The sequence below is a fragment of the Nonomuraea sp. NPDC001699 genome, assembly GCF_053596455.1.
Genome location: NZ_JBSFGF010000001.1, coordinates 101,213 through 126,095, shown reverse-complemented (window position 1 = coordinate 126,095; position 24,883 = coordinate 101,213). Strand labels below are relative to the sequence as shown.

20 protein-coding genes are annotated in these 24,883 nt (G+C 72.5%); 12 read left to right on the top strand and 8 right to left on the bottom strand.

The genetic code is table 11. The annotated features are described in order from the left end of the window. Positions 1-59: 59 nt before the first annotated feature. Complete coding sequence (locus ACWCSU_RS00645) at positions 60-2,690, top strand: bifunctional glycosyltransferase/CDP-glycerol:glycerophosphate glycerophosphotransferase (protein WP_449932612.1); 2,631 nt, start codon at positions 60-62, stop codon at positions 2,688-2,690. Next, positions 2,687-3,748: a glycosyltransferase gene (locus tag ACWCSU_RS00640; RefSeq protein ID WP_449932610.1), complete on the top strand. Its 1,062-nt coding sequence runs from the start codon at positions 2,687-2,689 to the stop codon at positions 3,746-3,748. Before ACWCSU_RS00645 ends, ACWCSU_RS00640 begins: the two co-directional genes overlap by 4 nt. Here the strand turns inward: ACWCSU_RS00640 and ACWCSU_RS00635 are convergent. Genes ACWCSU_RS00635 through ACWCSU_RS00625 form a run of 3 tightly spaced genes read right to left on the bottom strand, consistent with a single transcriptional unit; the run spans position 3,745 to position 7,161 of the window. Continuing rightward, positions 3,745-4,776, bottom strand: a complete 1,032-nt coding sequence (locus ACWCSU_RS00635) for a sulfotransferase family protein (RefSeq protein WP_357705821.1) — start codon at positions 4,774-4,776, stop codon at positions 3,745-3,747. The two genes, ACWCSU_RS00640 and ACWCSU_RS00635, sit on opposite strands and share 4 nt — an antisense overlap. Before the next feature lie 21 nt (positions 4,777-4,797). Next, positions 4,798-5,655: a CDP-alcohol phosphatidyltransferase family protein gene (locus ACWCSU_RS00630; protein WP_357705822.1), complete on the bottom strand. Its 858-nt coding sequence runs from the start codon at positions 5,653-5,655 to the stop codon at positions 4,798-4,800. A 48-nt stretch (positions 5,656-5,703) separates the two neighbouring features. Next, positions 5,704-7,161, bottom strand: coding sequence for a glycosyltransferase family 2 protein (locus ACWCSU_RS00625; RefSeq protein ID WP_449932607.1), 1,458 nt, complete (start codon positions 7,159-7,161; stop codon positions 5,704-5,706). A gap of 124 nt (positions 7,162-7,285) precedes the next feature. Between ACWCSU_RS00625 and ACWCSU_RS00620 the strand changes: the two genes are divergently transcribed. Together ACWCSU_RS00620 and pseI are read left to right on the top strand one after the other, a co-directional pair. Further along, complete coding sequence (locus ACWCSU_RS00620; protein WP_449932605.1) at positions 7,286-7,810, top strand: GNAT family N-acetyltransferase; 525 nt, start codon at positions 7,286-7,288, stop codon at positions 7,808-7,810. Further along, positions 7,807-8,850, top strand: a complete 1,044-nt coding sequence (gene pseI / locus ACWCSU_RS00615) for a pseudaminic acid synthase (RefSeq protein WP_357705825.1) — start codon at positions 7,807-7,809, stop codon at positions 8,848-8,850. The genes ACWCSU_RS00620 and pseI overlap by 4 nt, the downstream gene beginning before the upstream one ends. Here pseI and ACWCSU_RS00610 read toward each other — a convergent pair. Next, positions 8,843-9,817, bottom strand: coding sequence for a PseG/SpsG family protein (locus ACWCSU_RS00610; protein WP_357705827.1), 975 nt, complete (start codon positions 9,815-9,817; stop codon positions 8,843-8,845). The genes pseI and ACWCSU_RS00610 overlap by 8 nt on opposite strands. Then, positions 9,814-10,554 (bottom strand): glycosyltransferase family protein, encoded by a 741-nt coding sequence (locus tag ACWCSU_RS00605; RefSeq protein WP_357705828.1) that lies wholly within the window; start codon positions 10,552-10,554, stop codon positions 9,814-9,816. The genes ACWCSU_RS00610 and ACWCSU_RS00605 overlap by 4 nt, the downstream gene beginning before the upstream one ends. A gap of 104 nt (positions 10,555-10,658) precedes the next feature. Here ACWCSU_RS00605 and pseB point away from each other — a divergent pair, with 104 nt between their 5' ends. After that, positions 10,659-11,636, top strand: coding sequence for a UDP-N-acetylglucosamine 4,6-dehydratase (inverting) (gene pseB / locus ACWCSU_RS00600; RefSeq protein ID WP_364085966.1), 978 nt, complete (start codon positions 10,659-10,661; stop codon positions 11,634-11,636). Then, complete coding sequence (locus tag ACWCSU_RS00595) at positions 11,636-12,760, top strand: DegT/DnrJ/EryC1/StrS family aminotransferase (RefSeq protein ID WP_357705830.1); 1,125 nt, start codon at positions 11,636-11,638, stop codon at positions 12,758-12,760. Before pseB ends, ACWCSU_RS00595 begins: the two co-directional genes overlap by 1 nt. 12 nt (positions 12,761-12,772) lie before the next feature. On the opposite strand, the gene ACWCSU_RS00590 is transcribed toward ACWCSU_RS00595, so the two are convergent. The 3 genes from ACWCSU_RS00590 to ACWCSU_RS00580 are packed head-to-tail and all read right to left on the bottom strand — an operon-like array spanning position 12,773 to position 17,339. Then, positions 12,773-14,653: a glycosyltransferase gene (locus ACWCSU_RS00590; RefSeq protein ID WP_449932601.1), complete on the bottom strand. Its 1,881-nt coding sequence runs from the start codon at positions 14,651-14,653 to the stop codon at positions 12,773-12,775. A gap of 29 nt (positions 14,654-14,682) precedes the next feature. Next, positions 14,683-16,407, bottom strand: coding sequence for a hypothetical protein (locus ACWCSU_RS00585; RefSeq protein WP_449932599.1), 1,725 nt, complete (start codon positions 16,405-16,407; stop codon positions 14,683-14,685). Continuing rightward, the gene (locus ACWCSU_RS00580) at positions 16,404-17,339 is read right to left on the bottom strand and encodes a hypothetical protein (protein ID WP_357705833.1); all 936 of its coding nucleotides are present in this window, start codon (positions 17,337-17,339) and stop codon (positions 16,404-16,406) included. The genes ACWCSU_RS00585 and ACWCSU_RS00580 overlap by 4 nt, the downstream gene beginning before the upstream one ends. A 162-nt stretch (positions 17,340-17,501) precedes the next feature. Between ACWCSU_RS00580 and ACWCSU_RS00575 the strand changes: the two genes are divergently transcribed. From ACWCSU_RS00575 to ACWCSU_RS00550, 6 genes are all read left to right on the top strand, one after another. Beyond that, positions 17,502-17,750 (top strand): acyl carrier protein, encoded by a 249-nt coding sequence (locus ACWCSU_RS00575; protein ID WP_357705834.1) that lies wholly within the window; start codon positions 17,502-17,504, stop codon positions 17,748-17,750. Then, on the top strand, positions 17,725-18,483 hold the full coding sequence (locus ACWCSU_RS00570) for an SDR family NAD(P)-dependent oxidoreductase (RefSeq protein WP_449932597.1): 759 nt from the start codon (positions 17,725-17,727) through the stop codon (positions 18,481-18,483). The genes ACWCSU_RS00575 and ACWCSU_RS00570 overlap by 26 nt, the downstream gene beginning before the upstream one ends. Beyond that, entirely contained in the window at positions 18,483-19,799 is a 1,317-nt protein-coding gene (locus ACWCSU_RS00565) for an AMP-binding protein (RefSeq protein ID WP_449932594.1), read from the top strand. The genes ACWCSU_RS00570 and ACWCSU_RS00565 overlap by 1 nt, the downstream gene beginning before the upstream one ends. A gap of 190 nt (positions 19,800-19,989) precedes the next feature. Next, entirely contained in the window at positions 19,990-21,021 is a 1,032-nt protein-coding gene (locus ACWCSU_RS00560) for a LuxE/PaaK family acyltransferase (RefSeq protein WP_449932592.1), read from the top strand. Continuing rightward, on the top strand, positions 21,018-22,286 hold the full coding sequence (locus ACWCSU_RS00555; RefSeq protein WP_357705838.1) for an acyl-CoA reductase: 1,269 nt from the start codon (positions 21,018-21,020) through the stop codon (positions 22,284-22,286). The genes ACWCSU_RS00560 and ACWCSU_RS00555 overlap by 4 nt, the downstream gene beginning before the upstream one ends. 348 nt (positions 22,287-22,634) lie before the next feature. Beyond that, a complete protein-coding gene (locus tag ACWCSU_RS00550; protein WP_449932590.1) occupies positions 22,635-24,806 on the top strand; it encodes a hypothetical protein in 2,172 nt (723 codons plus the stop codon). The last annotated feature ends 77 nt before the right edge of the window (positions 24,807-24,883 follow it).

Here is a 24,883-nt window from a genome sequence, read left to right as displayed (position 1 = left end):
ACTTCACGCCGTCCCGGGGAAGTGCCATTCCCGCAGGTCATTACTGGGGGGACGTCGGGATGCCGGACTGCAGCGTGGTCGTGATCTCGTACAACGACGCTGCTCGCCTGCCCAGGGCCGTGCGGTCCGTGCTGCGACAGACGTTGCGCGACCTCGAAGTGATCATCTCCGACGACGCGAGCACGGACGGCACGCCCGAGGTCGCCGCGCGGCTCATGGCCGAGGACCCGCGGGTGCGCTACCTGCGCAGGGAGAGCAACAGCGGCGGCTGCGGAGCCCCGCGCAACGACGGGATCGACGCCGCCAGGGCGCCGTACGCCATGTTCCTCGACAGCGACGACGAGCTGCCCAGGCACGCGTGCAAGAGCCTGCTCACCGAGATCGAGCGCACCGGGGCCGACTTCGTGTCGGGGCAGATCTCCCGCCTGTTCGAGCGGGACGGGCGGCTGCGCCCGTACTATCCGTCGCTGTTCGCCCGGCGGCGGGTGGTCGAGGGCATCCGCGCGGAGCCCGAGCTGTTCCTCGACTCCTTCAGCACCAACAAGCTCTACAACGTCGCCTGGCTGCGCGACCACGTGCTGCGCTTCCCCGAGGACATCCACTACGAGGACCACGTCTTCGCCACCGAGCTGTACGCCGTGGCCCGCCGGTTCGCGATCGTCCCGTGGGTGGTCTACCACTGGCACCGGGCGTCCTCGAACGAGTCGATCTCGCTCAGCATCGACGAGATGGACAACGTACGGCAGCGGGTGATCGCGGCCCGGCTGAGCGACGACATCCTGCGCGGCTACGGCGCCGAGGACCTGGTCCCGCACCGGCAGTACCGGTTCCTGCGGCAGGACCTGCGGGTCTACCTCAACCCGCTGCCCGCGCGCGACCTGGTGTGGGTGAAGGAGTTCGCCTCGGTCGTACGGCCGTACCTGGAGGAGATCCCCGGCGAGGTGTTCGACCGGATCGAGCCGATGGACCGGGTCTGCTGCCGGCTCATCCTGGACGACAGGATCGACGACCTGCGCGTGGCGGCCGGCTCGCTGACCGGCCCCCGGGCCGCGCCGCGGGCGGCCGTGCAGGTGGACGGGCGCACGTACTGGGGCACGACGGCCGCGCCGTGGCTGGACATCACCCCGCTGCGCCTGGCCGAGCTGCCCTACACCGACTCCCGGCTGCGGCACGAGGTGACCGGCCTGGCCACGAACGGCGAGCGGGTGCGGATGATCGTGCGCACCTACGACCCGTTCGGCGTGCTGCCGCCCGAGTGGGAGGCGTTCCTGGAGGCGGGCGGGGAACGCGTGCCGATCCAGCCGGTCCCCTCCGGCGACGGCGGGTACGTCAGCGAGGTCGTCTTCTCCCCCTGTGGCAGGAGCGACCCGCGCATCGGCTTCAGACGCCGCTCCGACGGCCACGTCACCACCGACCGGCTGATCGTCGACCCCAACCTGGAGCCGATCGAGCTGCCCGGCTGCACGGTGAAGGCCGAGGGCTATGCCGCCTACCTGTGCGTGCGCACGCACTCGCGGGTCCGCTCGGCGCTGCGGCGGGCCCGCCGGCTGCTGCTGAAGCTCAACACGCCGCGCGCCAAGCTGCGCGCGTACAAGCTGCTGATCAAGGTGGTGCCGCGGCGCGACGACCTCGCCCTGTTCGAGTCGGACGTCGGCAAGGGCTACAACGGCAGCCCCCGGGCCATCTACGAGGAGGTGCGGCGGCGCGGCCTGCCGATCGAGGCGGTCTGGTCGGTCGCCAAGGGCCGCAAGAACTTCCCCGCCGACGCGCGGCTGGTCCGCCGGGGAAGCTGGCGCTACCTGTGGACGATGGCCCGCGCCGGGATCTGGGTGGACAGCCACGGCTTCCCGCTGGACTACCCGAAGCCGCCCGGCACCCGCTACCTGCAGACCTGGCACGGACAGGGCATCAAGTCGATCGGCTTCGACGCGCCCGACCTGCGCGGCGACTTCGACCGGCCGCGCGAGCAGTGGCGGGCCGCCGTCGCCCGCTGGGACGCGCTGGTCTCGCCGAGCGCGGAGTTCTCCCGGGTGTTCCTGCCCTCCAACGGCTACGACGGCAAGGTCTACCGGTGCGGCACGCCGCGCTGCGACGCGCTGGTGCGGGCGGAGGCGGCCGGCGACGTGCGGGCCCGGCTGGAGATCCCGCCGGGGCGCAAGGTCCTGCTCTACGCGCCCACCTACCGCGACCGGGACAAGATGAGCGGCCGCTCGGTACGCGCCGACCTGGACCTCATGGCCAGGGAGCTGGCCGGCGAGTGGGTGGTCGTCCTGCGCACGCATCCGGTCGAGAAGTACGACCCGCCCGAACGGCTCAGGCACTTCGTCCGGCCGGCCGCGTCCTATCCGGAGATCAACGACCTGATGCTGGCCTCGGACGCGCTGCTGACCGACTACTCGTCCGTGATGTGCGACTACGCGGTGACCGGCAGGCCGATGGTGTTCCTCATCGACGACTGGGACGACTACCGGCTCTCCGAACGCGGCGTCTACCACGACCTGCCCGCCATCGCGCCCGGCCCGTGCGTGACGACCACGGCGGAGCTGGTGGACGTGCTGCGGAACCTGCCCGAGGTGCACGCCGCCTTCGCCGCCAAGTACGCCGCCTTCCGCGCCCTGTGGTGCGCCGACGAGCACGGGGACGCCTCCGCCCGCATCGTGGACGACTTCTTCGAGGGGCGCAGACGATGACCGTCGTGTTCGCCTGCCTGGACGCCGACACGCTCGGCGGCATCCAGCAGGTCACCCACACCCTGGCCCAGGGCCTGGCCGGACGCGGCCACGAGGTGCACGTCGTCGGCCTGCACCGGGCCGCCACGCCCTTCCGCTACGTGGACCGGCCGCGTTACCGGCAGCACGTGGTCGGCGGCCCGCCCGGCACGCAGGGCCCGCTGGCCCGGCGGCTGGCCGACCGCAGGGTGAAGGAGCTGCTGCGCGACGTCCGCCCCGGGTACGCGGTGCTGACCTCGCCGTCGGTGGTGACCAGGATGGCGGGGCTGCTGCCCGCCGGGTTCCGCTCGATCGGGCAGTACCACGGCTCGTACGGCCACGCCCGCGACTGCTGGCACCTGGCCTCGATCAGGAAGCACTACCCCGACCTCGACCAGGCGCTCTTCCTCAGCGAGGACGACGCCTGGGCCTTCTCCGAGCACGCGCTGCTGCCCAACACCTGGACGCTGCCCAACCCGCTGGGCGCCTGGCCCGAGGAGACGTCGGCGCTCGACGTGCCGCGGGTGCTGGGCGTGGGCCGGCTGGAGGGCGTCAAGCGGTTCGACCGGCTGATCAGCGCGTTCGCCCGCGCCGAGCCGCCGCCGCCCTGGGAGCTGCACCTGATCGGCGACGGCGCCGAACGCGAGCGGCTACGGGCGCACGCGGCCGGGGAGGGCGTCGCGGACCGGGTGGTCTTCCGCGGCCTGGTGCCCGCTCATCGCATGCGCGAGGAGTACCTGAACGCCTCGCTGGTGGCGCTGACCAGCGAGCACGAGGGCCTGCCGGTGGTGCTGCTGGAGGCGTGCGCCCACGGTGTGCCGTCGGTGGCCTTCGACGTGTCGGGCGGCGTCCGCTCGGCCGGCCCGGTACGGGTGCCGCCGGGGGACGTGGACGCGTTCGCCGCCGAGCTGGCCGCGCTGATGGGGTCGGCGCGGGAGCGGCGGCGGCTGGGGGCCGCCGCCCGGGCACGGGCCGAGGCGTTCCGCCTCGACCACGTGCTGGACCGCTGGGAGTCCCTGTTCGCGCACATCGAGCGCTAGACGGTCACCTCGGGACGCTGCTGCGGGATGCCGGCCAGCGTCTGCTGCGTGGAGGTGAGCAGCGCGCCGACCGGGCTGGGCTCGCGCAGCCGGTTGAAGCGGTCGCGCATGGCCTTGCGCGAACGGCTGGCCTTGCGCTTCTGCATGGTCTTCTGGCAGGCCGTCACGTGCTCCTTGGCCGGCCTGGGCGCGTCGGTCAGCTCGTAGCCGTTGGCCCGGAGCCGCTCGCCGAGCACGTGCTCGCACAGCGCGATCTCCCAGTCGTCCAGGCGGTTGGCCCAGCTTCCGACGCGGCTGCGGGTGACCTCGCGGTGGGTGTTGCTGTGCCAGACCTTGTGCTGCGGGACCGCCTGCACGGCCGCCTCGCGGGGGGAGATCATCGACGGCGCGAAGTCCTCCTCCAGGAAGTGGCAGAGCTTCTTCATCTCGGTCATCGGGTCGTCGGTGAGGTCTTCGTAGCGCAGCTCGTAGTAGGTGTCGTCGGGCAGCGTGCGGCGCAGCCGCTCACCGGCGTCGATGGCCTCGGCCCAGGTGGAGATGGCGTGGAAGGAGTCCAGCGTGTACCAGGGCATCTCCTTCAGCGAGGCCACGCAGTCGCGGCCGTCCCTGATCAGGTGGATGAACTGGGCGTCGGGGAAGAGGCGCAACAGCAGGTCGGTCTGCTTGACGTAGCTGGGCCTCTTGTCGCCCCAGCGGGCCTTGTCGAAGCGGTCGGCGTACATGCGGAAGGCCGTGCCGATGACCGAGCCGAGCGAGCCCGGCCCCTCCACGGCCTGCCGGATGAACTCGTCCTTGTCGATCTTGAGCTCGCGGAACTTCGTGCTGCGGTCGGTCGCGATCCACTGCGCCAGTGCCTTGCGCCGCTGGGGGACCCGCAGGTCGCCCCATGTGCGGCGCCGGTAATAAGCGGGAACGAGGAAGCGCGTCTCCGGCGGCACCGCCATGCGCGGGTGCGAGTGGAGCATGAGCTGGAGCATCGTGGTGCCGGACCGCGGGCATCCAATGACGAAGACTGGCCGGTCGGACATTTCGTATTAACCCCCGAAAACTTAGACGAGAACGTGCTCTCGGCTCTCCTGGGAGGGCACGCTGTGCCTGCGCGTGAAGAGCCACATCCGGTAGACAAGGAAGATCTCGTTGGCCAGGAGCAGGACTCCGGCGGCCGCCGCGAGCGGGATCAGCGCCCACACGCCGGCGAGCGGCGCGATCACGAAGACCGCCGCATGGAACTCGATGCCGCTGATCAGGTGCGAACGCACCCGGTGCCTGGCCAGGAACCTGTTGAGGCGCCTGAAGAAGGAAGGCAGCCGGCGCCTGCGACCACCGGGGCGCGTGCCGCGCTCGACGAGCATGCGCAGGTCGAGGTCCGCGGGCGCCCGGTCCAGGGGGACGGTGTCCTCGCCGGGCAGCTCCGGCTCCCCCCGCTCCTCCCTGACGGCCTCGCGCACCCGCTTCATCTGCGGGGCGTTGACGTACCTGAACAGGTCGAGCACGGCCACCGCCGCGCCGAGCACCACGTACCGGACATCCTCCGTCAGGACGTACTGCCCGTACGCCAGCCCCCCGGCGCACAGGACGACCCTGACCCGGTCCCCCACGTAGTCCAGCCAGAGCCCGAAGGGCGTCCCCGTGCCCTTGAGCCGGGCGATCTTGCCGTCCACGCAGTCGATCGTGAAGCTCAGGTAGAACATCAGGGCGCCGGCGACGAGCTGGTCCAGCGCGAAGCAGGCCGCTGACACCATGCCGAGGACCAGCGAGAAAACCGTGAGCCCATTGGGCGTGATCCGGGTGCGGTTGGCGACGGGAAGGGCGACCCGGCAGGCGACCGGGTCCACGAAATACACGGTCCACCAGGAGTCTCTCCGCTTGCGTGTCTCGTAGACGTCATCCAGCGAATAGGTCCTCATGGATCCCAGCATGGCTACGGTCCGCCGTCTGACGATTACTGTCTGGAACTACTGGGGCATGTCCATGCCGCTTCTTGACCAACCTTGCAGGGAAAACCGCCACGCACCGTGCGCGTCTCCGTCGCGGAACCAGCCCTTGAGCACGAGGCCACGGGTCTCCGCCTTGACCATGAGCCGCCAGGTCGGGCCGCCGCCTTCGAGCACCCTGGGGTCGATGCCGACGCTCACGCCGTACCGGCCGGCACGCCGGACCTCCAGGGGTACTCTGCGGCGGCCGTCGCTCAGCCACACGCTCACCTTGCCGACCTTGCGATCGACCCGGTGGAAGGACACCTCGCCGCGCACCCGGTACTCGGTGCCCGTCCAGGCGCAGTCGTCCACCCGGGCGATCAGCTTGAGCTCGTCGCGGGCGTCGTAGACGTCGTCGGGGATGCCGAGCCGCCGGCGTTGCCGGAAGAAGGGGTAGTCGCCGTACCAGTTGACGGTACGGAAGCCGCGCGGGCGCACCCGCGTGCCGTCCAGCCGGCTGCGGCGGAAGTCGCGTACCGCGCGGAGCTGGTCGATCAGGCCGCGTCTGGTCAGGTGCAGCTCCAGGCGGCGCAGCGAGGGCGCGGTGGCCAGGGCCCGGGGGCTCAGCTCGTCCAGCCAGGCGTCGGCCAGCCCCAGCAGCGGCACCAGGTCGTGGCCCGCCTCCCGCGCCGCCTCCAGCGCCTGGAACAGGAAGACGATGTCCTTCTCCAGCACCAGCGCGTCGAACTCGGGCAGCAGCTCCGGCGCGCCGTCCTCCAGGAAGGCGCGCACCGAGCGGATGGCGGTCAGGCGCTCGTGCAGGTTGGGCAGTTGCGAGCGGCGTTGCGTGATCGAGGTCTCCCCCTCGTCGCGCCTGCGCCAGTGGTAGACGACGTCGTCCACCATGTCCACGCTGGTGGCCAGGACGTGGGCCTGCATGGCGACCGGCACGTCCTCGTAGATGCCGGCGGGGAAGCGCAGCCCGTGCCGCCGCCAGAAGTCGGCGCGGTAGACCTTGTTCCACACCGTACGGTCCCTGATCAGGACCTTCTTGTCGGTGATGTGGGTGCACAGCACGGGCCGCCGGAAGACCCGCTCGTGCAGGATCGACTCCTCCAGAACGCCGTCCACCATGCGCCTGACCGCGCCGCAGGCCAGGTCGGAGCCGGTCTCGCCGAGCTTGGCGATCAGCACCTCGTACGCGTGCGGCGGAACGACGTCGTCGCTGTCGGCGAAGGCGAGATAGGTGCCCCTGGCCCGGCCGATCCCCTCGTTGCGCGCCGGCCCCGGCCCCAGGTTCTGCTGCTCGACCAGCGTGAAGCGGGAGTCGCGGGCCACGAAGTCGTCGGCCAGCCGCCGGCTGCCGTCGACCGAGCCGTCGTCGACCATGATGACCTCGAAGTCCTCCATGGTCTGCGCGGCCAGCGATTTCAGGCACTCCGTCAGGTACGGCTCCACATTGTGGACCGGGACGATGACACTGAGCAGGGGGATCATGACGCTCCTTGGCTTTCGTGGAAGGCGGTCGAGGGCAGCATGCCGTGGCCGCCTCGCCGATTCCGCGCCCGATGCCCGTCCCTGATGAGCTCTTTACCCGACCCGGAATCCGCTACGTTGTGCAATGAGTCGAGCACGCATGGTAGGGGGAACGGTGCTGAGATGCGTCCGGGACGATGATCTGCCCGTGATGCGCCGCTGGCGCAACCATCCGAGAGTGCGCGCCACCAGCTTCACCGGCCACGAGATCTCCGCCGACGAGCACGCCCGCTGGTGGGCCGCCGTCCGCGCGGACGCGACCAGGCAGGTGCTGATCTACGACCACGCCGGGGCCCGCGCCGGGGTGGTGACGTACTCGGACCTCGGCGGCGACAGCGCCTCCTGGGGCTTCTACCTCGACCTCGACGGCCTCGAACGGTCCGGCGCGGTGCTGAGGGCGTGGGTGGGCCTGGAGCGGGCCGCCATCGAGCACGCGTTCGGCCCGCTCGGGCTGACGACCCTGCGCGGCGAGGTGCTGGCCGACAACGAGTCGGTGCGGCGGCTGCACAGGCGCTTCGGGTTCACCGAGGTCGCGACCTACCGGAGACCGGTCGACGGGGTGCCGCGCGAGGTCGTCGCCGTCCAGCTGACCAAGGAGGAGCAAGGATGATGTCCATCGGAGGGCGGACGATCGGGGCCGACCGGCCGCCGTTCGTGATCGCCGAGATGTCCGGCAACCACAACGGGAGCCTGGAGCGGGCCCTGGCCATCGTCGACGCGGCGGCGGCCGGCGGGGCGCACGCGCTGAAGCTGCAGACCTACCGGCCCGACACGATCACCGTCGACGCCGACGGCCCCGCCTTCCGCGTGGGCGACGGGCACGCGCTGTGGGGCGGCGAGAGCCTCTACCGCCTGTACGAACGCGCCCACACCCCCTGGGAGTGGCACGAGCCGATCTTCGAGCGGGCCCGTGAGCACGGCCTCGCGGCCTTCTCCGCGCCCTTCGACCCCACCGCCGTGGAGCTGCTGGAGAAGCTCGACGCGCCCGCGTACAAGATCGCCTCGTCGGAGATCGTGGACCTGCCGCTGATCAGGCTGGCCGCGTCCACCGGCAAGCCGCTGATCATCTCCACCGGCATGGCCACGGCGGGCGAGATCGAGGCCGCGGCCACGGCGGCCCGCCAGGCGGGCTGCACGCAGCTCGCCGTGCTGTCCTGCACCGCCTCCTACCCCGCCTCCCCGGCCGAGAGCAACCTGCGCTCGCTGCCGCTGCTGGCCGCGCTCACCGGCGCCGAGGTCGGCGTCTCCGACCACACCCCCGGCATCGGGGCGGCGCTGGCGGCGGTCGCGCTGGGCGCCTGCCTGATCGAGAAACACGTGACGTTGTCGCGGGCCGACGGCGGCGTGGACGCCGCCTTCTCGCTGGAGCCGCCCGAGCTGGCGGCGCTGGTGGAGGAGAGCGAGCGGGCCTGGCAGTCGCTGGGCCGCCCGGTGCTCGGGCCGCGCGAGTCCGAGCGCGAGGGGCTGCGCTTCCGCCGATCGCTTCACGTGGTCCGCGACGTACGCGCGGGCGAGCCGGTGACCGGGGAGAACGTGCGGTCGATCCGCCCGGCCGGCGGCCTGCACCCCGACGCCGCCGACGAGGTGATGGGCCGCAGGTTCACCCGCGACGCGCCCCTCGGCACGCCGTTGACCTGGGACCTCATCTGATCCACAGGTCGAGGAAGGCGTCGGCGACGCGTTCCCTGCCCTTGCCGTCGACCAGCCCGCCGCCCCGCCTGCCGTGCTCCTCGCGCAGCGCGGGGTCGGCGAGCAGCCGGGCGAGCACGCCGACCGCCTCGGCGTCGGCCACCCGGCCCAGCCCGGCGGCCACCCCCCGGCCCACCAGCGCCCGGTAGCCGACGAGCTGGTTGTCGGCCACCCAGCTCAGCGCCGTGGGCACGCCGAGGTGGAGCAGCTCCCAGATGGCCGAGCCCGCGGCGGTGACCACGAGGTCGGCGGCGGCCATCAGCTCGGGCAGGCGGTCGGTGGGCGGGATGACGGTGATGCCCTCCCCCGCCTCGAACGGCTCCGGGCTGACCAGCGTGGCCTGGAACGGCACGCCCGTGCACGCCAGCGCCTCGGCCCAGGCGGGGGCCACGCCCGCGCTGTCGGTGCCGCCGAAGAAGCAGAGCACCCGCGGCACCGGCCCGGCCTCCCGCACCCTGCGCCGGCCCCGGACGCTGTCACGCAGCAGCGCGTACCGGGTGCCCGCCAGCCGCCAGGAGTCGCGGGGCAGCGGGAAGGGCCGGTCCTCGGCGCCGAGGTTCTGGTCGAGGTAGAGGTCGGCCTCCTGGCCCAGCGGGTCGCCGTCGACGATCGCCAGCACCGGGAAGCCCGCCGCCCTCAGCGCCGCGCCGGTGCCCTCGGGCAGCTCGTACGAGTCCAGCACCACGGCGTCGAGCCGCAGCTCGCAGGCCAGCGCGGCCAGCCGGTCGGGCGGCGCGGGGGCGGTCACCAGCGGCAGACCCCGGCTCCTGAGTTGATCCATCGCCCATTCCGAACCGGAGACCGTGCCGAGGAAGACCACCTCGACGCCCCGCGCGCACAGCTCCTCGGCCAGCGCCACGCACCGCACGAGATGTCCGGCCCCACTCCCCGCCGCGGCGTCGCAGCGCACGCCCACCCGCCCGCTCATGCGTCCTGCAGCTCCTTCTGGCGTACGTGGGCGTTGAGCTCGCAGACCTCCGGCCGCGCCCGCAGCCAGCCCACCAGCGTGCGGACGGGGACGCAGGCGTCGCCCAGCTCCTCGACCACGCGGGCGATGAGCCGCCAGTCGTCGTCGGTGTCGAGCGTGACCCGCAGGTCGTCGGCCGCGGGCTGGTAGGCGAGGCCGAGCAGCCGCGACTCGCCCGGGTGCGCGTAGACGTAGGAGGTGACATGGGCGCGGTGGAAACCGGTGGCCTCGGCGTCGGCGCGCTCCAGGGCCGCCCTGCCGACGATCTCCACGTCGAGCCCGCGCGGCAGCGTCCTGGCCAGGCTCGTGCTGAGGTAGTCAAGGCCCGGGACCGCGCGGAAGACGAGCGCCGCCTCCCTGATCACGACGGGGTCGAGCAGCGGGCAGTCGGCCGTGAAGCGCATCACCGCCCCCGCTTCCGTTTCGGCCTCCCGCCCGGCCAGCGCGTCCATGAACCGGGTCAGCACGTCGTCGACGGGCCCCCGGTGGCAGGCCACGCCGAGCCGGTCGCACTCGGCCGCCACCGCGTCGTCGGCGGCCTGCGTCGTCGTGGCCACCACGAGGTCGTCGAGCGCCCGCGACTCGCGCGCGGCGCGCACCACCCACCCCAGGACCGAACGTCCGCCGAGGTCGCGCAGCACCTTTCCGGGCAGCCGCGTGGAGCCCATCCGAGCCTGGATGATTCCGACAATACGCATCAAAACCACATTCCCCTGTGTGACCATACGTGGTTGACCGATCGCGCTATGCTACCGGCCAGCTCGAACGACCACAGTTCGTCAGCGCGATTTCAGGGGGCCGCGTGAGCATTCTCAGTGGATCGTCCATTCTGATCACGGGAGGAACGGGGTCCTTCGGCAAGGCGTTCATCCGCCACGCGCTCGACTCGCTCGGGGTGCGCCGCCTGGTGGTCTTCTCCCGCGACGAGCTCAAGCAGTACGAGCTCAAGCAGCTCTTCCGCGACGACGAACGCCTGCGCTGGTTCATCGGCGACGTACGCGACCGCGACCGCCTCACCCGCGCCATGCACGGCGTCGACCACGTCGTCCACGCCGCCGCGCTCAAGCAGGTCGACACCGCCGAGTACAACCCGTTCGAGTACGTCCGCACCAACGTCGCCGGGTCCCAGAACGTGGTCGAGGCGGCCATCGACTGCGGCGTGCGCAAGGTCGTCGCGCTGTCCACGGACAAGGCCTCCAGCCCGATCAACCTCTACGGCGCCACCAAGCTGGTCGCCGACAAGCTGTTCGTCTCGGCCAACCACTACGCCGCCGCCCACAAGACCCGCTTCGCCGTCGTCCGCTACGGCAACGTCGTCGGCAGCAGGGGCTCGGTGGTGCCGTTCTTCCTGCGCCTGGCCGAGCAGGGCGGCAGCCTGCCGATCACCGACAAGCGCATGACCCGGTTCTGGATCACCCTCGACCAGGCCGTGCGGTTCGTGGTCGACTCCTTCGACCTCATGCAGGGCGGCGAGCTCTACGTGCCGCGCATCCCCAGCATGCGCATCACCGACCTGGCCGAGGCGCTGGCCCCCGACAGCCCGGTCTACGAGATCGGCATCAGGCCGGGCGAGAAGCTGCACGAGGAGATGATCGGCGCCGACGACGGCCGCCGGACCCTGCGCCTGGCCGACCGCTACGTCGTCCAGCCCACGATCGCGACCTGGGGCTACCAGGCGCCGCAGACCGGCGAGCTGCTGCCCGAGGGGTTCTCCTACCGCTCCGACACCAACGACCGGTGGCTGTCCGTGCGCGACCTGCGCGACATGGTGGCCGGCTGATGCTGCCCTACGGACGACAGTCCATCATCGAGTCCGACATCGAGGCGGTGGCTGAGGTGCTGCGCGGCGACTGGCTGACCACAGGTCCGGCGGTCAGGCTGTTCGAGAGCGAGCTGGCGCGGTGGACCGGCGGCGTGCCCTGCGTGTCGGTCACGTCCGGCACGGCCGCGCTGCACGTAGCGTACGCGGCGGCCGGCGTCGGTCAGGGTGACGAGGTGATCACCTCGCCGCTCACCTTCGTCGCCACGGCGGCCACGGCCGCGCTGCGCGGCGCGCGGGTGGCCTTCGCCGACGTCCAGCCCGACACCGGCAACATCGACCCCGACTCGGTCGACGCGCTGGTCACGCACCGGACGCGGGCGATCACGGGCGTCGACTACGCGGGCCATCCCGCCGACTACGACGAGCTGCGCACGCTCGCCGAACGGGCCGGCGCCGTGCTGGTGGCCGACGCGGCGCACTCGATCGGGGCGTCCTACAAGGACCGGCCGGTGGGGTCGGTGGCCGACCTGACGACGTTCTCGTTCTTCCCGACCAAGACCGTGACGACGGCCGAGGGCGGCGCGGTGGCCGTGGCCGACCCCGGCCGGTTCGAGCGGGCCGCCCGCTTCCGCGACCACGGCCTGGTCCGCGACCCGGCCGGGCAGCGCGACCCCGGCCACGGCGGCTGGCACCAGGAGGTGCACGAGTTCGGGCTCAACTACCGGCTGCCCGACGTGCTGTGCGCCCTGGGCGTCAGCCAGCTGCGCCGCCTCGAACGCTTCCGCGCCCGCCGCGCCGAGCTGGTCGCCCGGTACAACACGCTGCTGCGCGACGTGCCCGGCCTCACGCTGCCCGGCCGGCGGGCCTACGTCACGCCGAGCTGGCACCTCTACCCGGTCAGGGTGCGCGACGGCCGCCGGCGCGAGGTCTACGAACGTATGCGGGCCGCGGGCATCGGCGTGCAGGTCAACTACATCCCGGCGTACTGGCACCCGGTGTTCGAGGACCTCGGCTACCGGCGTGGGCTGTGCCCGCGCGCGGAGGCGTACTACGCCGAGGAGCTGTCGCTGCCGCTGTTCGCCGACCTGACCGACGGCGAGCAGGACCTCGTCGTCGAGACCCTCGCCGCGATCCTCGCCTGAGGGCCCGGGCGGTCAGCGTTCGGCCAGCAGCAGGCAGCCGTCCTCGCTGCGGTCGATGAGGAAGCGCCGGTCGTCCACGGTGGCGACCTGGCGCCCGGGCCGCCGGACGAGCGGGCGGATGGGCCGGCCCTGGTCGATGACCACCTCCCACCACGACTCGCGGCCCACGCACTCGTCGATGCCGGCCAGCGGCACCCGCGCGGAGAAGTCCTGGCCGGCCAGCGCGACGGGGAAGTACATCTCCTCGCCGTCGCTCTTGCGCCGCAGCCGCACCACGGGCTCGCCGTCGCCGAGGTCGTTGATCCGGCCCGAGAACACCAGGTCGCCGTCGTCGACGCGGCACTCGCCGATGAGCGCCTGGGCGTGCCGCAGCCGCAGCCCCCAGGCGCCCTTGGCGCTGCGCGCCGGCACCAGCCACACGCCCGACCTGCGGCGCGGCGCGGGCACCGGCGGCGGCAGCCAGCGCGGCCCGGCCACCTTGGCGTCGAGCTTCAGCCCGTGGCCCTTGAGCATCACGCGCAGCTCCCAGTGGCCGCGCCGGGCGAGCTGGGCGGGCGTGAACACGGCGGGGTCGACGGCGAAGGCGAACGGGAAGGCGTGCTCGGGCGCCGCGACGCCTTCCTCCAGCTCGACGGTCTCCCAGACGGGGGCGCTGTCCTCCTCCGACAGGTGGATGACCTCGCCGGTCGCGCGTTCGGCCAGCCAGGCGCGCAGGCGCACCCGGCGCAGCGCCCCAACGTCGAAGCGGCCGAGCGCGGCCCGGCCCGCGCCGGTCAGCACGCCGTCGCGCCACTCCAGCGACACCAGGCGGGCGGTCAGGGTCAGCGCCTCGGAGATCTCCGACAGGTGCGCGGGGATCGCCGGGTGGCGGCCGTACCAGCGCCTGCGCAGCAGGCCCGCCGGTCTGACGCGCGGTTGCAGCAGGCCCGCGCGGGCCTGCTCGTACACCTCGGCCAGCTCCTCCAGCCGGCGCCGGTGCAGCAGGTGCACCTGGATCCGGTGCTCGAACGGGACGCTCCGCCAGCACTCGCGGGACACGCCGTCGAGGTAGCGGACCATCAGGTCCAGCAGCTCGGGCCGGACGCCCGTCGTGGCGGCCGCCTCGACCGCCACCGTCATGTCGATGTCGAGCGTGTCGCGGTCGAAGTCGGGCTTGAGCTTCGGCGCCTCGCGGGCCAGCAGGTCGGCGGTCTGCAGCACCGACAGCAGCCGGTCGCGCAGGTTCCCCGCCTCCAGGCGGCGCTGGGTGATCGAGGAGCCGGGCTCGTCGCGCTGCCGCCAGTGGTAGACGACCTTGGACAGCACGTCCACCGAGCGGGCGCCCACGTGGGCGGCCATGGCGACGGGCTGGTCCTCGTACATGCGCTCGGGGAAGCTCAGGCCCAGCCGGTCCCAGAAGGACCGGCGGTAGACCTTGTTCCACAACATGCGGTCGCGGATCAGCAGCGGGTGGCGGGTGATGTGGGTACGCCTCACCGGCGTCGCGAACGCCTCCCGATGGGCCCAGGAGGGGATGAGCAGGTTGCGGTAGAGCCGCATGACGTTCCCGCAGGCCAGGTCGGAGCCCGTGGACTCCAGCGAGGACACCAGCCGCTTGAACGCCTCCCGCGGCACGGTGTCGTCGCCGTCCACGAAGGCCAGGTAGCGGCCGGTGGCCTGGGTCAGGCCGACGTTGCGGGCCCGTCCGACGCCCTGGTTGGGCTGCCTGAGGAGACGGATCCGGGGATCGGCCGCCTGCCTGGACTCGACCTCGGCGCAGCCGTCGTCGCGACTGCCGTCGTCGACGCAGATGACCTCCAGGTCGGACATCGTCTGCGCGGAGATGGAGTCCAGGCAGGGACCGATGTACTTCTCGACATTGTGGAACGGGACGATCACCGAAAGAACCGGCACATGCACTCCTCAGCGTTGTCGTCAGCTCGTCAGCCGGACAGCAGTCGGATGACCCTGCGGGCGACCTTTCGCGGGCGGGCCAGACGGCGGGAGAGGCGGTACCCGAGCGTGCGCCGGTAGGCGGCGGTCTTGCGCTGGGTCCTTCTCAGCTTGGACCTGGCCCTGACCAGCTCCCGCTCACGGTAGGAGAGCTTGGTCTCCAGACGGGAGACCCTGGCCAGGGCTGCGGTGAGCTGGTCGGCCAGACGGTCTCGGGCGCCGAGCAGGTCACGGTAGGTGGGCGGGTCGGCCTGCTCGGCCGGGTGGCCCAGCTCGGCGTCGAACTTGCGGGCCAGGTCGAGGTCGCCCGGGTCGCAGGGACGGCCGGCCATGCCGCAGAGCGTCAGCGTGAGCTGGTCGGCCTCCAGCGGCCACGGCCAGGGGTGGTGGTGGCCGGCCGCGAGCAGCCGTACGGCGAACCGCCACAGGATCCTGCACAGCACCACACGCGGCTCGGGCGGGACGGTCGGCGCGGCGGTCTGGACGATGGCGGCGAACCGCTCGCCGTCGTGGACCAGGCCGTCGGCGGTCACACAGGGGCCGCCGTCGGCCTCCAGCCAGGCGGCCAGCGCCGACAGCAGCTCGCGCACGGTCTTGGTGTCCTCGCGAGCGCACGCCTCGACCAGGATCTCCTCGACCACCCGGCCGGCCGGGACGGGACGCTCCTCGCCGTCGGGCAACCGCCGCACACCGGCCCTGGTCAGCTCGTGGACGACGGCCCCCTCCTCGATCAGCCCGAGCGGCAACGCGACCACCCCCTCGGCCGCCGGTTGCCGGGTTTCGGCGCCTTTCCCCTCGGTCTCCGGCCGGCGGGCTCGCGCGCCTGCCTCCTCGGCCTGCGGCGCCCGCCCGGCCGCGCTCCGGTTGGCGGACTCCGGTGTCGGGGGCCGGGTGGCGACCGCGAGCCACAGCGGGGCCAGCTCCTCCCCCAGCCGGTGCCGGAACACCAGCCGGGTCAGCCGCAGCGGGTCGGCCACGTGCATCCGGTCGCCGCCCCTGGCGCTCAGCGGGAACGTGACCGCCTCCGGCAGGTCGAAGGCGAGCGCCTCGCGCGCCAGCAGCGCCCGGGGGGCCTGCCGCCCCGGATAGGCCGCGTAACAGCGCTCGACGCTCAGCCCCGCCGCCTCAAGGGCGCCGTCGAGCGCGCCCGGCCCGCTCGGGTAGCTCGGGTCGAACCCGTGGGGGGCCCACTGGTCGTCGCCGCCCTCCCGGTCGGCGGGCCTGGCCTCGATGAACCGGTCGACGCCCAGGTCGTTGCGCACGCCCAGCACGAGCCGCCCGCCGGGCGCGACGAGCGCGGACAGCGCGTGCAGCGACTCGATCCACGCCGCCGCCGGCGCCTCGGCCGAGTGCGTGCGCAGCAGCCCGTCGAGCGCCAGCACCAGCTCGTACGGCTCGTCCGCGTCGAACACGTCGAGCCGCCCGCAGTGGACGGCGAGCTCCGGATGCCGTTCGCCGAGGGCGCAGGCGTCGGGGTAGGACCGCAGCAGCACGGCCGTCTCGCCCGCCCGGCCCACCACGTCGTCGACCAGGACCTGCGGATGCGGCCCGACCAGCAGCACCCGGCCGGTCGCCGGGATCATCCGCCCGACCAGCTCAAGGGCCGCGCCGCGCCAGTCGGTGACGCCGGCCATGTTGGACAGGTCCGACCACAGCAGCATCTCGCCGCCGATCAGGCGGACGTTGTCGGGCGCCTCGTTCACGCGCTCGCTCATGACGTCACCCCGTGGAGCAGGACCGGCCGCCCTGAGGCGGTCGCCTTCGCCCATGGCTCGGGCCGCCCGGCTCCCGCCGCGCCTCCTCCTGCCGGCGCTCCTCCGGGCACCCGCTTCCATCCGAACATTCGCCGTAGCTCCTCCGGTGTCGCCTGATGTTCGAATCCCAGCTCCTGCCGCGCCACCTCGGCGGCCAGCTCGGGATCGACGTGCGTGCCGTGCAGCTCGGGCCAGAGCCGCATGCGGCGCGCCGTGCCGCCGTACTCGGGGCGCTCGTCCTCGTACTGCATCGGGTCTCCGTACACGGCGACCTCGCAGCCGACCGAGGCGCCGTAGAACAGCGCGCTGCCGAGCCGGTTGGAGGCCACCCTGCGGTGGCGCCGCAACTGGATCAGCTGCCGGCGCAGGAAGTCGCGCCCCTTGGTCTCCCACCGGGAGCCGCGCTCACCGTGACAGATGACCTTGAATCCCCTCGATTCGTACGCCCGCCGGATGTCCGGATTCGCATATTCCAGCCAATATAGACAGACAGTTACCGGTTCGGTCTCGACATTTCGGATTTCGTCGGCGAGGTGAGCGTGGTCCCCGATCACGGAGGACTTTTCCCAGCCATGAAAGGGATACCAGATCGTACCCTTCCGCTCGGAGACCACGCCGAGATCCGGCTCCAGGTGAAGGAGGTAGATCCAGGGCGCGCCGATGAGATAGTGGCCACGTCTGCCCATCGACCAGCCTCGACGACGAAGCACGTCAGACCAGACGAAACGGGGATATCCGGGGCTGCACCAGTGGTCGTTCGGGGGAAATCCGTGGAGATAGTTCCATCCGTGTTGAAGGAAGCCCTGGATTCGCTTCGGTGTCTCGTCCGGCACGTCGCAGTACCTGCCCAGAATGCGCGAGTGCCCGTACCAGTGATTGGATTCGTCCATCATTCCCCCTGTAGCGGTTGGCGCGCCTCTTGGGACATTCCCAGCCCCGAACGACGACCACGCGCCGTTATACGCTTCCATTACTCACGTCGGGGGTTTGGTTTCTCCTGCCACCGCAATCACCGCTACACTTCGTCATGGCTTGAGGACAGAGAGTGAGACATTATGAGTCATCTCGACCGCCTGCGGGCCGTCTTCCGCACGGCGCTCAACCTGCCGGCCGACACACACGTCGACCGCCTCGAATACCGCGGCATCCCCCAGTGGGACTCCCTGGCCCACATGGCGTTGATCGCAGCGATGGAGGACGAGTTCTCCGTCATCATCGACACCGACGACATGATCGACATGAGCTCGTTCGCCAAGGCGGGCGAGCTGCTGGAGAAGCATGGAATCGGCGCAGCCGCGGTCTGAGGCCCGCGTCGCCCTGGTCACGGGGTCGACGAGGGGCATAGGCCGCGCCATCGCCACCACCCTGGCCGCGGCGGGCCACACCGTCGTCCTCCACGGCCGCGACGCCGAACGCGCCGACAAGGCCGCCGCCGAGGTGGCCGCGGCGACCGGCGGCCAGACGTGGTCCGTCCACGGCGACGTCGCCGACCGGGCCGCGGTCGCCGGTCACATGCGCGACATCGCCCAGCGCCACGGACGGCTCGACGCCCTGGTGGTCAACGCCGGCGTCTACGCGTCCGGCCCGCTGGCCATGGCCCGCGCCGAGACCCTCGACGAGCTCTACCGCACCAACGCCCTGGCCCCGGCCCACACGCTGCAACTGGCCTTCCGGCTGCTGCTGCGCGGGCAGAGCCCGGCCGTCGTGCTGGTCTCCTCGCTCATGGGCCGCGCGGGCGGCGCCAACCAGGCGGCCTACTCCGCGACCAAGGCGTCCGTCATCGGGCTCACCGTGGCCGCCGCCAGGGAGATGGGCCCGACCGGCATCAGGGTCAACGGCGTGGCCCCCGGCTACATCGAGACCGACATGCTGAAGACGCTCCAGCCGGAGGCCCGCGAGACGGCGATCTGGGCGACCCCGCTCCGGCGCATCGGCAGGCCCGACGACGTCGCCCAGGCGGTCGCCTTCCTGCTCTCGCCCGGCGCGTCGTTCATCACCGGCCAGGTGCTCGGGGTCGACGGCGGGCTGGTGCCGTGATGTTCCCGTCCGGGCAGGCCCGGCTCGTCGTCGCCGGCGACCAGGAGGGGCTGGGCGGCGACGAGCTGACGCGACGCGTCGGCCGCGTGGCCGACGCCCTGTCCAGGCTGCGGCCGGGGCCGCTGTTCTGCGGCATGCGCAACAACCTGGCGTCCGTGCTGCGCTATCTGGCCGCCTGGCAGACCGGCAGGCCGATCGCGCTGCTCGACCCCGACCTGTCGGCCGCGGCCCTGGCCGACCTGGTGAACCGATTCCGGCCCGCGGCGCTGGTGGGGTTCACCCACGCGCCCGACGGCCCGCCGGGCTCCCGCGGCCAGGCCCCCGACCCGCATCCCGACCTGGCCGTGCTCCTGGCCACCTCGGGCTCGACGGGCAACCCCAAGCTGGTGCGGCTGTCCCGCGAGGCGGTCTCGGCCAACGCCGCCGCCATCGCCTCGGCATTGTCGATCATGCCCGGCGAGATCGCGCCCACGAGCCTGCCGCTGCACTACAGCTACGGCCTGTCCGTGCTCAACAGCCACCTCCACGCGGGGGCGACGGTCGTCCTGACCGAGGCCGGGCTGCTCGAACGTTCCTTCTGGACGCACCTCGACGAGCACAAGTGCACCTCGCTCGCGGCCGTCCCCTACCAGTACGAGATGCTGCGCAGGCTCCGCTTCGACCGCGCCGAGCATCCCACGATCTGCACGCTCACCCAGGCGGGCGGGCGGCTCAATCCCGAGCTGGTGTCCCTGTTCGCCACCCAGGCCGATCGCTTCTTCGTCATGTACGGGCAGACGGAGGCCACGGCCCGCATCGCCGTCCTGCCGCCCGACCGGCTCGCCGACAAACCGGGCTCGGCGGGGCAGGCCGTCCCCGGCGGGCGGCTGGCGATCGACGACGGCGAGGTCGTCTACCACGGGCCCAACGTGATGATGGGGTACGCCGAGACCGCCGCCGATCTGGCCAGGGGCGACGACCTGGGCGGGGTGCTGCGTACCGGCGACCTCGGCCGGCTCGACGACGAGGGCTTCCTCCACATCACCGGCCGGCTCAGGCGCATCGCCAAGATCTTCGGCGTACGGGTCAACCTCGACGACGTCGAGCTCCTGCTGCGCGACACCGTGCCGGTCGCGGCGACCAGCGGCGACGACCGGGTGACGGTGTGGGCGGAGGGGCTCGATGCGGCCGGGTGCCGCAACCTGGCCCGCCGGTTGGGCGCCGAGCTGCGGCTGCACTGGAGCGGCATCGACGTACGCGCCGTCGAACGACTGCCGCTGCTGCCCACCGGCAAGATCGACTACCGGACACTGGAGTCGAACCCGGAGGCCGGGTGATGGGGCTGTCCACGGTCGAGGTGGGCGTTCCGGAGGCGCGGGTGAAGCGGCTGCCCTTGGTCGGTGCGGGTGTTCCGGAGGCGCGGACGATGCGGCTGCCCTTGGTCGGTGCGGGTGTTCCGGAGGCGTGGACGATGCGGCTGGCCACGGTGGGGGTCGGTGTTCGGGGGTTGTGGGGGGAGGCTGGGCGGTGAGTGTGTTCACGCTCGACGCCGCCGCGCGGGAGGCGGTGCTGGCCGGGGAGCTGGCGGCGCTGACCGAGCGGCACCGGCGGGCGTGCCCGCCCTACCGGCGCATCCTCGACGCGATCGACTCCCGTCCGCCCTACGAGCGGGTGGTCGACCTGCCGTGGCTACCGGTGCGGCTGTTCAAGACGCACGAGCTGCGCAGCGTCCCGTCCGAGGAGGTGTTCCGGGTCCTGACCTCCAGCGGCACCACCGGGCAGCGCCCGAGCCGGGTCTACCTCGACCGGGAGGCGGCCGCCGCGCAACCGCGCATGCTGGCCGCGACCCTGCGGGCGGTGCTGGGCGAGCGGCGGCTGCCGATGCTGATCGTCGACGGCCGCTCGGTCGTCCGCGACCCGACCCTGAGCGCCCGGGGAGCCGGGGTGCTCGGGATGATGAACTTCGGCAGAGACCACACCTTCGTCCTCGACGAGCAGGGCGAGGTCGACGCGGAGGCCGTCGAGGCGTTCCTGGCCCGCCACGGCGGGAAGCCGTTCCTGATCTTCGGGTTCACCTTCATGGTCTGGCTCTACCTGCTCGACCTGGGGGCCGACCTGTCCGAGGGGGTGCTGATCCACTCGGGCGGCTGGAAGCGGCTGGCCGAGCAGGCGGTCGACAACGACGGGTTCCGCCGGCGGCTGGCGGCCGACTGCGGGCTGACCAGGGTCCACAACTTCTACGGCATGGTCGAGCAGATCGGCACGGTCTTCCTGGAGGGCCCCGACGGCGACGGGCTCTACTGCCCCGACTTCGCCGACGTCGTCATCCGCGACCCCGACACCTGGCGGGAGGCCCCGCCCGGCGTGCCGGGGCTGATCGAGGTGGTCAGCACCCTGCCCACCTCCTATCCCGGCCACGCACTGCTGACGGAGGACCTGGGCATGGTGCACGGCGTCGACGACGGCCACTGGCCGGGCAAGCGGTTCACCGTACTGGGCAGGCTGCCGAGGGCCGAGGCGCGCGGTTGCAGCGACACGTTCGGGCGGGGCGGCCGATGACCGATCAATCGATCACCGCCCGGATGCCGCGGCTGGGCGACGCGGCCGGGGTCGTGGTGCGCTTCCCGCCCGGCGCCTCGCCCGTCGCCGTCGAGGACCTGCTCGCGCAGATGCGGCAGGGCGTCCCCCTTGAGGTGGGCGACGAGCGGATGCGGGCGTTCCTGGCGGCGTTCGGCAAGCGGCTGCTGCGGCCCGCGCTGGCCCGCCGCCATCCCGAGCTGGGCTCGCTGGGGTTCTTCCTGCGGCCCAGCGAGCTGGCCCGCACCCTCGAAGGGCTGCGCACCTCCCACGTACGCGTGCCGCGCGGCCTGGTCTTCCACCTGCCGCCCGCGAACGTCGACACCGTCTTCGTCTACTCCTGGGCCCTGTCGGCCCTCATGGGAAACCGCAACGTCGTCCGCCTGTCGCCGCGCGCGGGGGCGGTGGCCGAGGTCATCATCGACACGCTGCGGGAGGCGCTGGCCGACGCCGATCCGGTGGTGGCGGCCACGCAGCGCATCGTGTCCTACGACCGGCGGGCCGAGGCCGTCACCGCAGGTCTGTCGGCGGCCTGCGACCTGCGGGTGATCTGGGGCGGCGACGACACCGTACGCGAGGTGCGCCGCCATCCGCTCGCGCCGCACGCCCGCGACCTGACCTTTCCCGACCGGTCGTCGTTCGCGGTGGTGAGCGCGGCGGCGTGGCTGTGCGCGCCGCGCGCGGCCCGGGTGGCGGCGGCCGAGGGGTTCGTCAACGACAGCTACTGGTTCGACCAGGCCGCCTGCTCCTCGCCCCGGACGGTGTTCTGGGTGGGGGCCGACGGCGACTGCGAGGCGGCGCGGGGTGACTTCACCGAGCAGGTGTCGCGGGTGCTGGCCGGGCGCGGGTGGGAGGTCGACGCGGCGATGGCGGTGGAGAAGCGGGTCTCGGTCTACGGGCTGGCCGCCGACGGGCTGGTGGACCTGATCGAGTTCCGGGGCAACGCGCTGGCCAACGTCACGCTGGCAGCGGCGGCCGCCATGCCCCGGCGGTGGCTGGGTGCGGGCACCTTCGCGCACGCGCGGGTGTCGACTCTGGCGGAGCTGATCCCGATGGTCGAGCGTAAGGACCAGACGTTGACGCACTTCGGGTTCTCGCTGGGTGAGCTGGAGGAGCTGGCCCGGGGGCTCGCCGGGCGTGGGGTCGATCGCATGGTGCCGGTGGGGAGCGCGTTGAGCTTCCACCGGGTGTGGGACGGGGTCGACCTGCCGGGCGAGTTCACGCGACTGGTGACCGTGGTCAGATGAGCCCTCGTCGGACGAACCGGCCGCGCACGGGGCTGGGCCACCGATGACGACGCTCTCTCCGCCTGCCGCCAGGCGACTGCTGACGGCCGTCCCACCACTCGAAGGCACACCACCCGGAACCCGAGACGCCCGCGCCCTCTGTCCCACCGCTTGGTGCTGAGGGAGGGGCCGCCGACCGAAGGGTGAAGCGGCCGACGTTCTGACGGAGGGGCCGCCGGCTGCGGGTGGAACGGCTGGTCCGCTGCCTGGGGCTGTTGTTCGGGGGTGAAGCGGGTGTGCCTTCCCGTTCGCTGGGGGCTCGGCGGGAGGGTCGGGTTTGTGGGGCTGGTTGAGTAGGGGGTTGGTGGGATGACGGTTGTTCTGGCGGAGGGGGTGGCGGGGCGGCGGGGGCTCCGGTTTCCGGGGCGGGGGCTGTCGGGGTGGGCGCCGGCGGGGGTCGTGCTCGGTGCGGCGGTGTGGGTGCTGCTGTGGTGTGGGGTTTCGGTACGGGACCTGGCGGCCTTCGCCGCGTACGTCGGGCTCGGGGTGGCGCTGCCGGGGACGTTGCTGTGGCGGGCCCTCACCGGCGGCGGACGGACGCTCGCCGAGGACGTGGCCGCCGGGCTGGCACTCGGGTACGCGGTCGAGGTCCTGGCCTACATCCCCGCCCGCGCGGCGGGCCTGCCGCTGCTCGTGCTGGGCTGGCCCGTCACGGTCGTCGGGGGGTTCCTCGTGGTGCCGCGGTTGCGGCGTCACTGGCGGGGCCGGGCCGAACGCGAACGCATGCCCTGGTGGTGCGCCTGGTCGCTGGCGGGGGTCGCCGGTTACCTGCTGGCCTTCTGCGCCCGGTCGCTCTACCGGGTGCCGATCACCGACGCGTACGTCGACATGCCCTACCACCTGGCCCTGCTCGGCGAGGTCAGGAACCACGTGCCGCCCACGGTGCCGTCGGTGCTGGGCGAGCGGCTGTCCTACCACTGGTTCGTCTACGCCGAGATGGCGGCCACGAGCTGGGTCACCGGGATCGAGCCGCTGACGCTGGTCTACCGGCTGTCCACGCTGCCGATGACGTTCGCGATGGTCGTGCTCGTGGCGGTGCTCGGGCGGCGGCTCGGCGGCCGGTGGGGGGCGGGGGTCGCGGCGGTCGGCGTCACGTACTTCCTGTTCGCCCCGGCGCTGCAGGAGGGCGTGGTGTTCACCTCGCGGTCGATGTTCACCGCGTGGGCCAGCCCGACGCAGACGTTCGGCGCGTTGTTGTTCGCGCCCGTGGTGCTGGTGCTCACCGCCATGCGGCCGAAGGGGTGGGCGGCGGTGGCCGTGCTGCTGCTCGCGCTGACCGGGGCGAAGGCGACGTTCCTGCCGATGCTGCTGGCCGGGCTGGTGTTCGTGCTGGTCGTGCGGTTGCCGGTGGACCGGCGGCCGCGGCTGGAGTGGGTGGTGCCGACGGCGATCACGTTCGGGTGCCTGCTGATCGCGCAGTTCGTGGTGTTCGGGCGGGGAGCGCAGGGCACGGTGGTGGCGCCGTTCGCCACGATGCGCACGTTGTGGGGGGTGGTGGCGGACGTGCAGCCGCCCGCGCTGGCCGCCGAGCCGTGGGGGCCGGTGCTGGTGTTCGCCGGCGTCCACCTGTTCTGCCTGGTCTGCGTGTGGGGCGGCGTGGCGGGGCTGAAGGCGCGGCTGCTGGACCCCGCGGTGCTGTTGCCGGTCGGGATCGGGCTGGCGGGCATCGGCGCGATCATGGTGCTCGGCCATCCCTCCGACGCGCAGCTCTACTTCCTCGAAGGGGTGCGGCCGTACCTGTCGGTGGCCGCGGTGTGCGGGGTGACGGCGGCCATGGATCGGCGGCGGGTGCCGTGGGCGGTGGTCGCGGGCCTGGCCGGGCTGGGGGTCGCGGTGGCCGTCGTGGCCGCGCGGCTGGAGCCGCCGGGCGAGACGCTGGTGCGGGTGATGGTGCCGTACCTGGTGCTCGCGGCGGTGGCCGTGGTGGTGCTGGCGTTCCGGCGGAAGGGGTTCTCGCTGGCGGTGGTGGCGCTGCTGGCGGGGTACGCCGTGCCGACCTCGCTGCGGGAGGTGGTCGTGCACGTCGCGCCCGAGTCGTGGGAGCGCGAGCGGCTGATCCCGGCCGGGGCGCTGGAGGCCGGGCGGTGGCTGCGCGACCACTCCTCGCCCGGCGACGTGGTCGCCACCGACCTGCACTGCCGCAACCCGGCGCCCCGCCGTACGTGCGACAGCAGGCACTTCTGGGTGTCGGGGTTCACCGAGCGCCGGGTGCTGGTCGAGGGCTGGGCGTACGCCGAGAGCACGCTGTCGCGCGCCGAGCTGTTCGTGACCCCCTACCTCCAGGTGCCCTTCGCCGACCAGGCCAGGCTCGCGGACAACGACGCGGCCTTCCGCGAGCCGTCGGCCGCGAACGTCCGCAGGCTCCGGCAGAAATACGGCGTCAAATGGCTGTTCACCGGCAATGATCCGGCGTTGGGGAAATACGCCGAACTGCGCTTCCGCAACGCCGACTCCTCCGTGTACGAGCTCACAGCCGGGTAAAGCTTGTCCCCGTTCATGGAATGGTGACGAGAAACGGCACGCGCCCCGCTGGACGCCCCCAGCACCATTTCCGTGAA

Excerpts from the sequence above, each read along its gene's own strand:
- ACWCSU_RS00645 (WP_449932612.1), top strand. The coding sequence starts at position 60 with ATGCCGGACTGCAGCGTGGTCGTGATCTCGTACAACGACGCTGCTCGC.
- ACWCSU_RS00640 (WP_449932610.1), top strand. The coding sequence starts at position 2,687 with ATGACCGTCGTGTTCGCCTGCCTGGACGCCGACACGCTCGGCGGCATC.
- ACWCSU_RS00635 (WP_357705821.1), bottom strand. The coding sequence starts at position 4,776 with ATGTCCGACCGGCCAGTCTTCGTCATTGGATGCCCGCGGTCCGGCACC.
- ACWCSU_RS00630 (WP_357705822.1), bottom strand. The coding sequence starts at position 5,655 with ATGAGGACCTATTCGCTGGATGACGTCTACGAGACACGCAAGCGGAGA.
- ACWCSU_RS00625 (WP_449932607.1), bottom strand. The coding sequence starts at position 7,161 with ATGATCCCCCTGCTCAGTGTCATCGTCCCGGTCCACAATGTGGAGCCG.
- ACWCSU_RS00620 (WP_449932605.1), top strand. The coding sequence starts at position 7,286 with ATGAGTCGAGCACGCATGGTAGGGGGAACGGTGCTGAGATGCGTCCGG.
- pseI (WP_357705825.1), top strand. The coding sequence starts at position 7,807 with ATGATGTCCATCGGAGGGCGGACGATCGGGGCCGACCGGCCGCCGTTC.
- ACWCSU_RS00610 (WP_357705827.1), bottom strand. The coding sequence starts at position 9,817 with ATGAGCGGGCGGGTGGGCGTGCGCTGCGACGCCGCGGCGGGGAGTGGG.
- ACWCSU_RS00605 (WP_357705828.1), bottom strand. The coding sequence starts at position 10,554 with ATGCGTATTGTCGGAATCATCCAGGCTCGGATGGGCTCCACGCGGCTG.
- ACWCSU_RS00595 (WP_357705830.1), top strand. The coding sequence starts at position 11,636 with ATGCTGCCCTACGGACGACAGTCCATCATCGAGTCCGACATCGAGGCG.
- ACWCSU_RS00585 (WP_449932599.1), bottom strand. The coding sequence starts at position 16,407 with ATGAGCGAGCGCGTGAACGAGGCGCCCGACAACGTCCGCCTGATCGGC.
- ACWCSU_RS00580 (WP_357705833.1), bottom strand. The coding sequence starts at position 17,339 with ATGATGGACGAATCCAATCACTGGTACGGGCACTCGCGCATTCTGGGC.
- ACWCSU_RS00575 (WP_357705834.1), top strand. The coding sequence starts at position 17,502 with ATGAGTCATCTCGACCGCCTGCGGGCCGTCTTCCGCACGGCGCTCAAC.
- ACWCSU_RS00570 (WP_449932597.1), top strand. The coding sequence starts at position 17,725 with ATGGAATCGGCGCAGCCGCGGTCTGAGGCCCGCGTCGCCCTGGTCACG.
- ACWCSU_RS00565 (WP_449932594.1), top strand. The coding sequence starts at position 18,483 with ATGTTCCCGTCCGGGCAGGCCCGGCTCGTCGTCGCCGGCGACCAGGAG.
- ACWCSU_RS00555 (WP_357705838.1), top strand. The coding sequence starts at position 21,018 with ATGACCGATCAATCGATCACCGCCCGGATGCCGCGGCTGGGCGACGCG.
- ACWCSU_RS00550 (WP_449932590.1), top strand. The coding sequence starts at position 22,635 with ATGACGGTTGTTCTGGCGGAGGGGGTGGCGGGGCGGCGGGGGCTCCGG.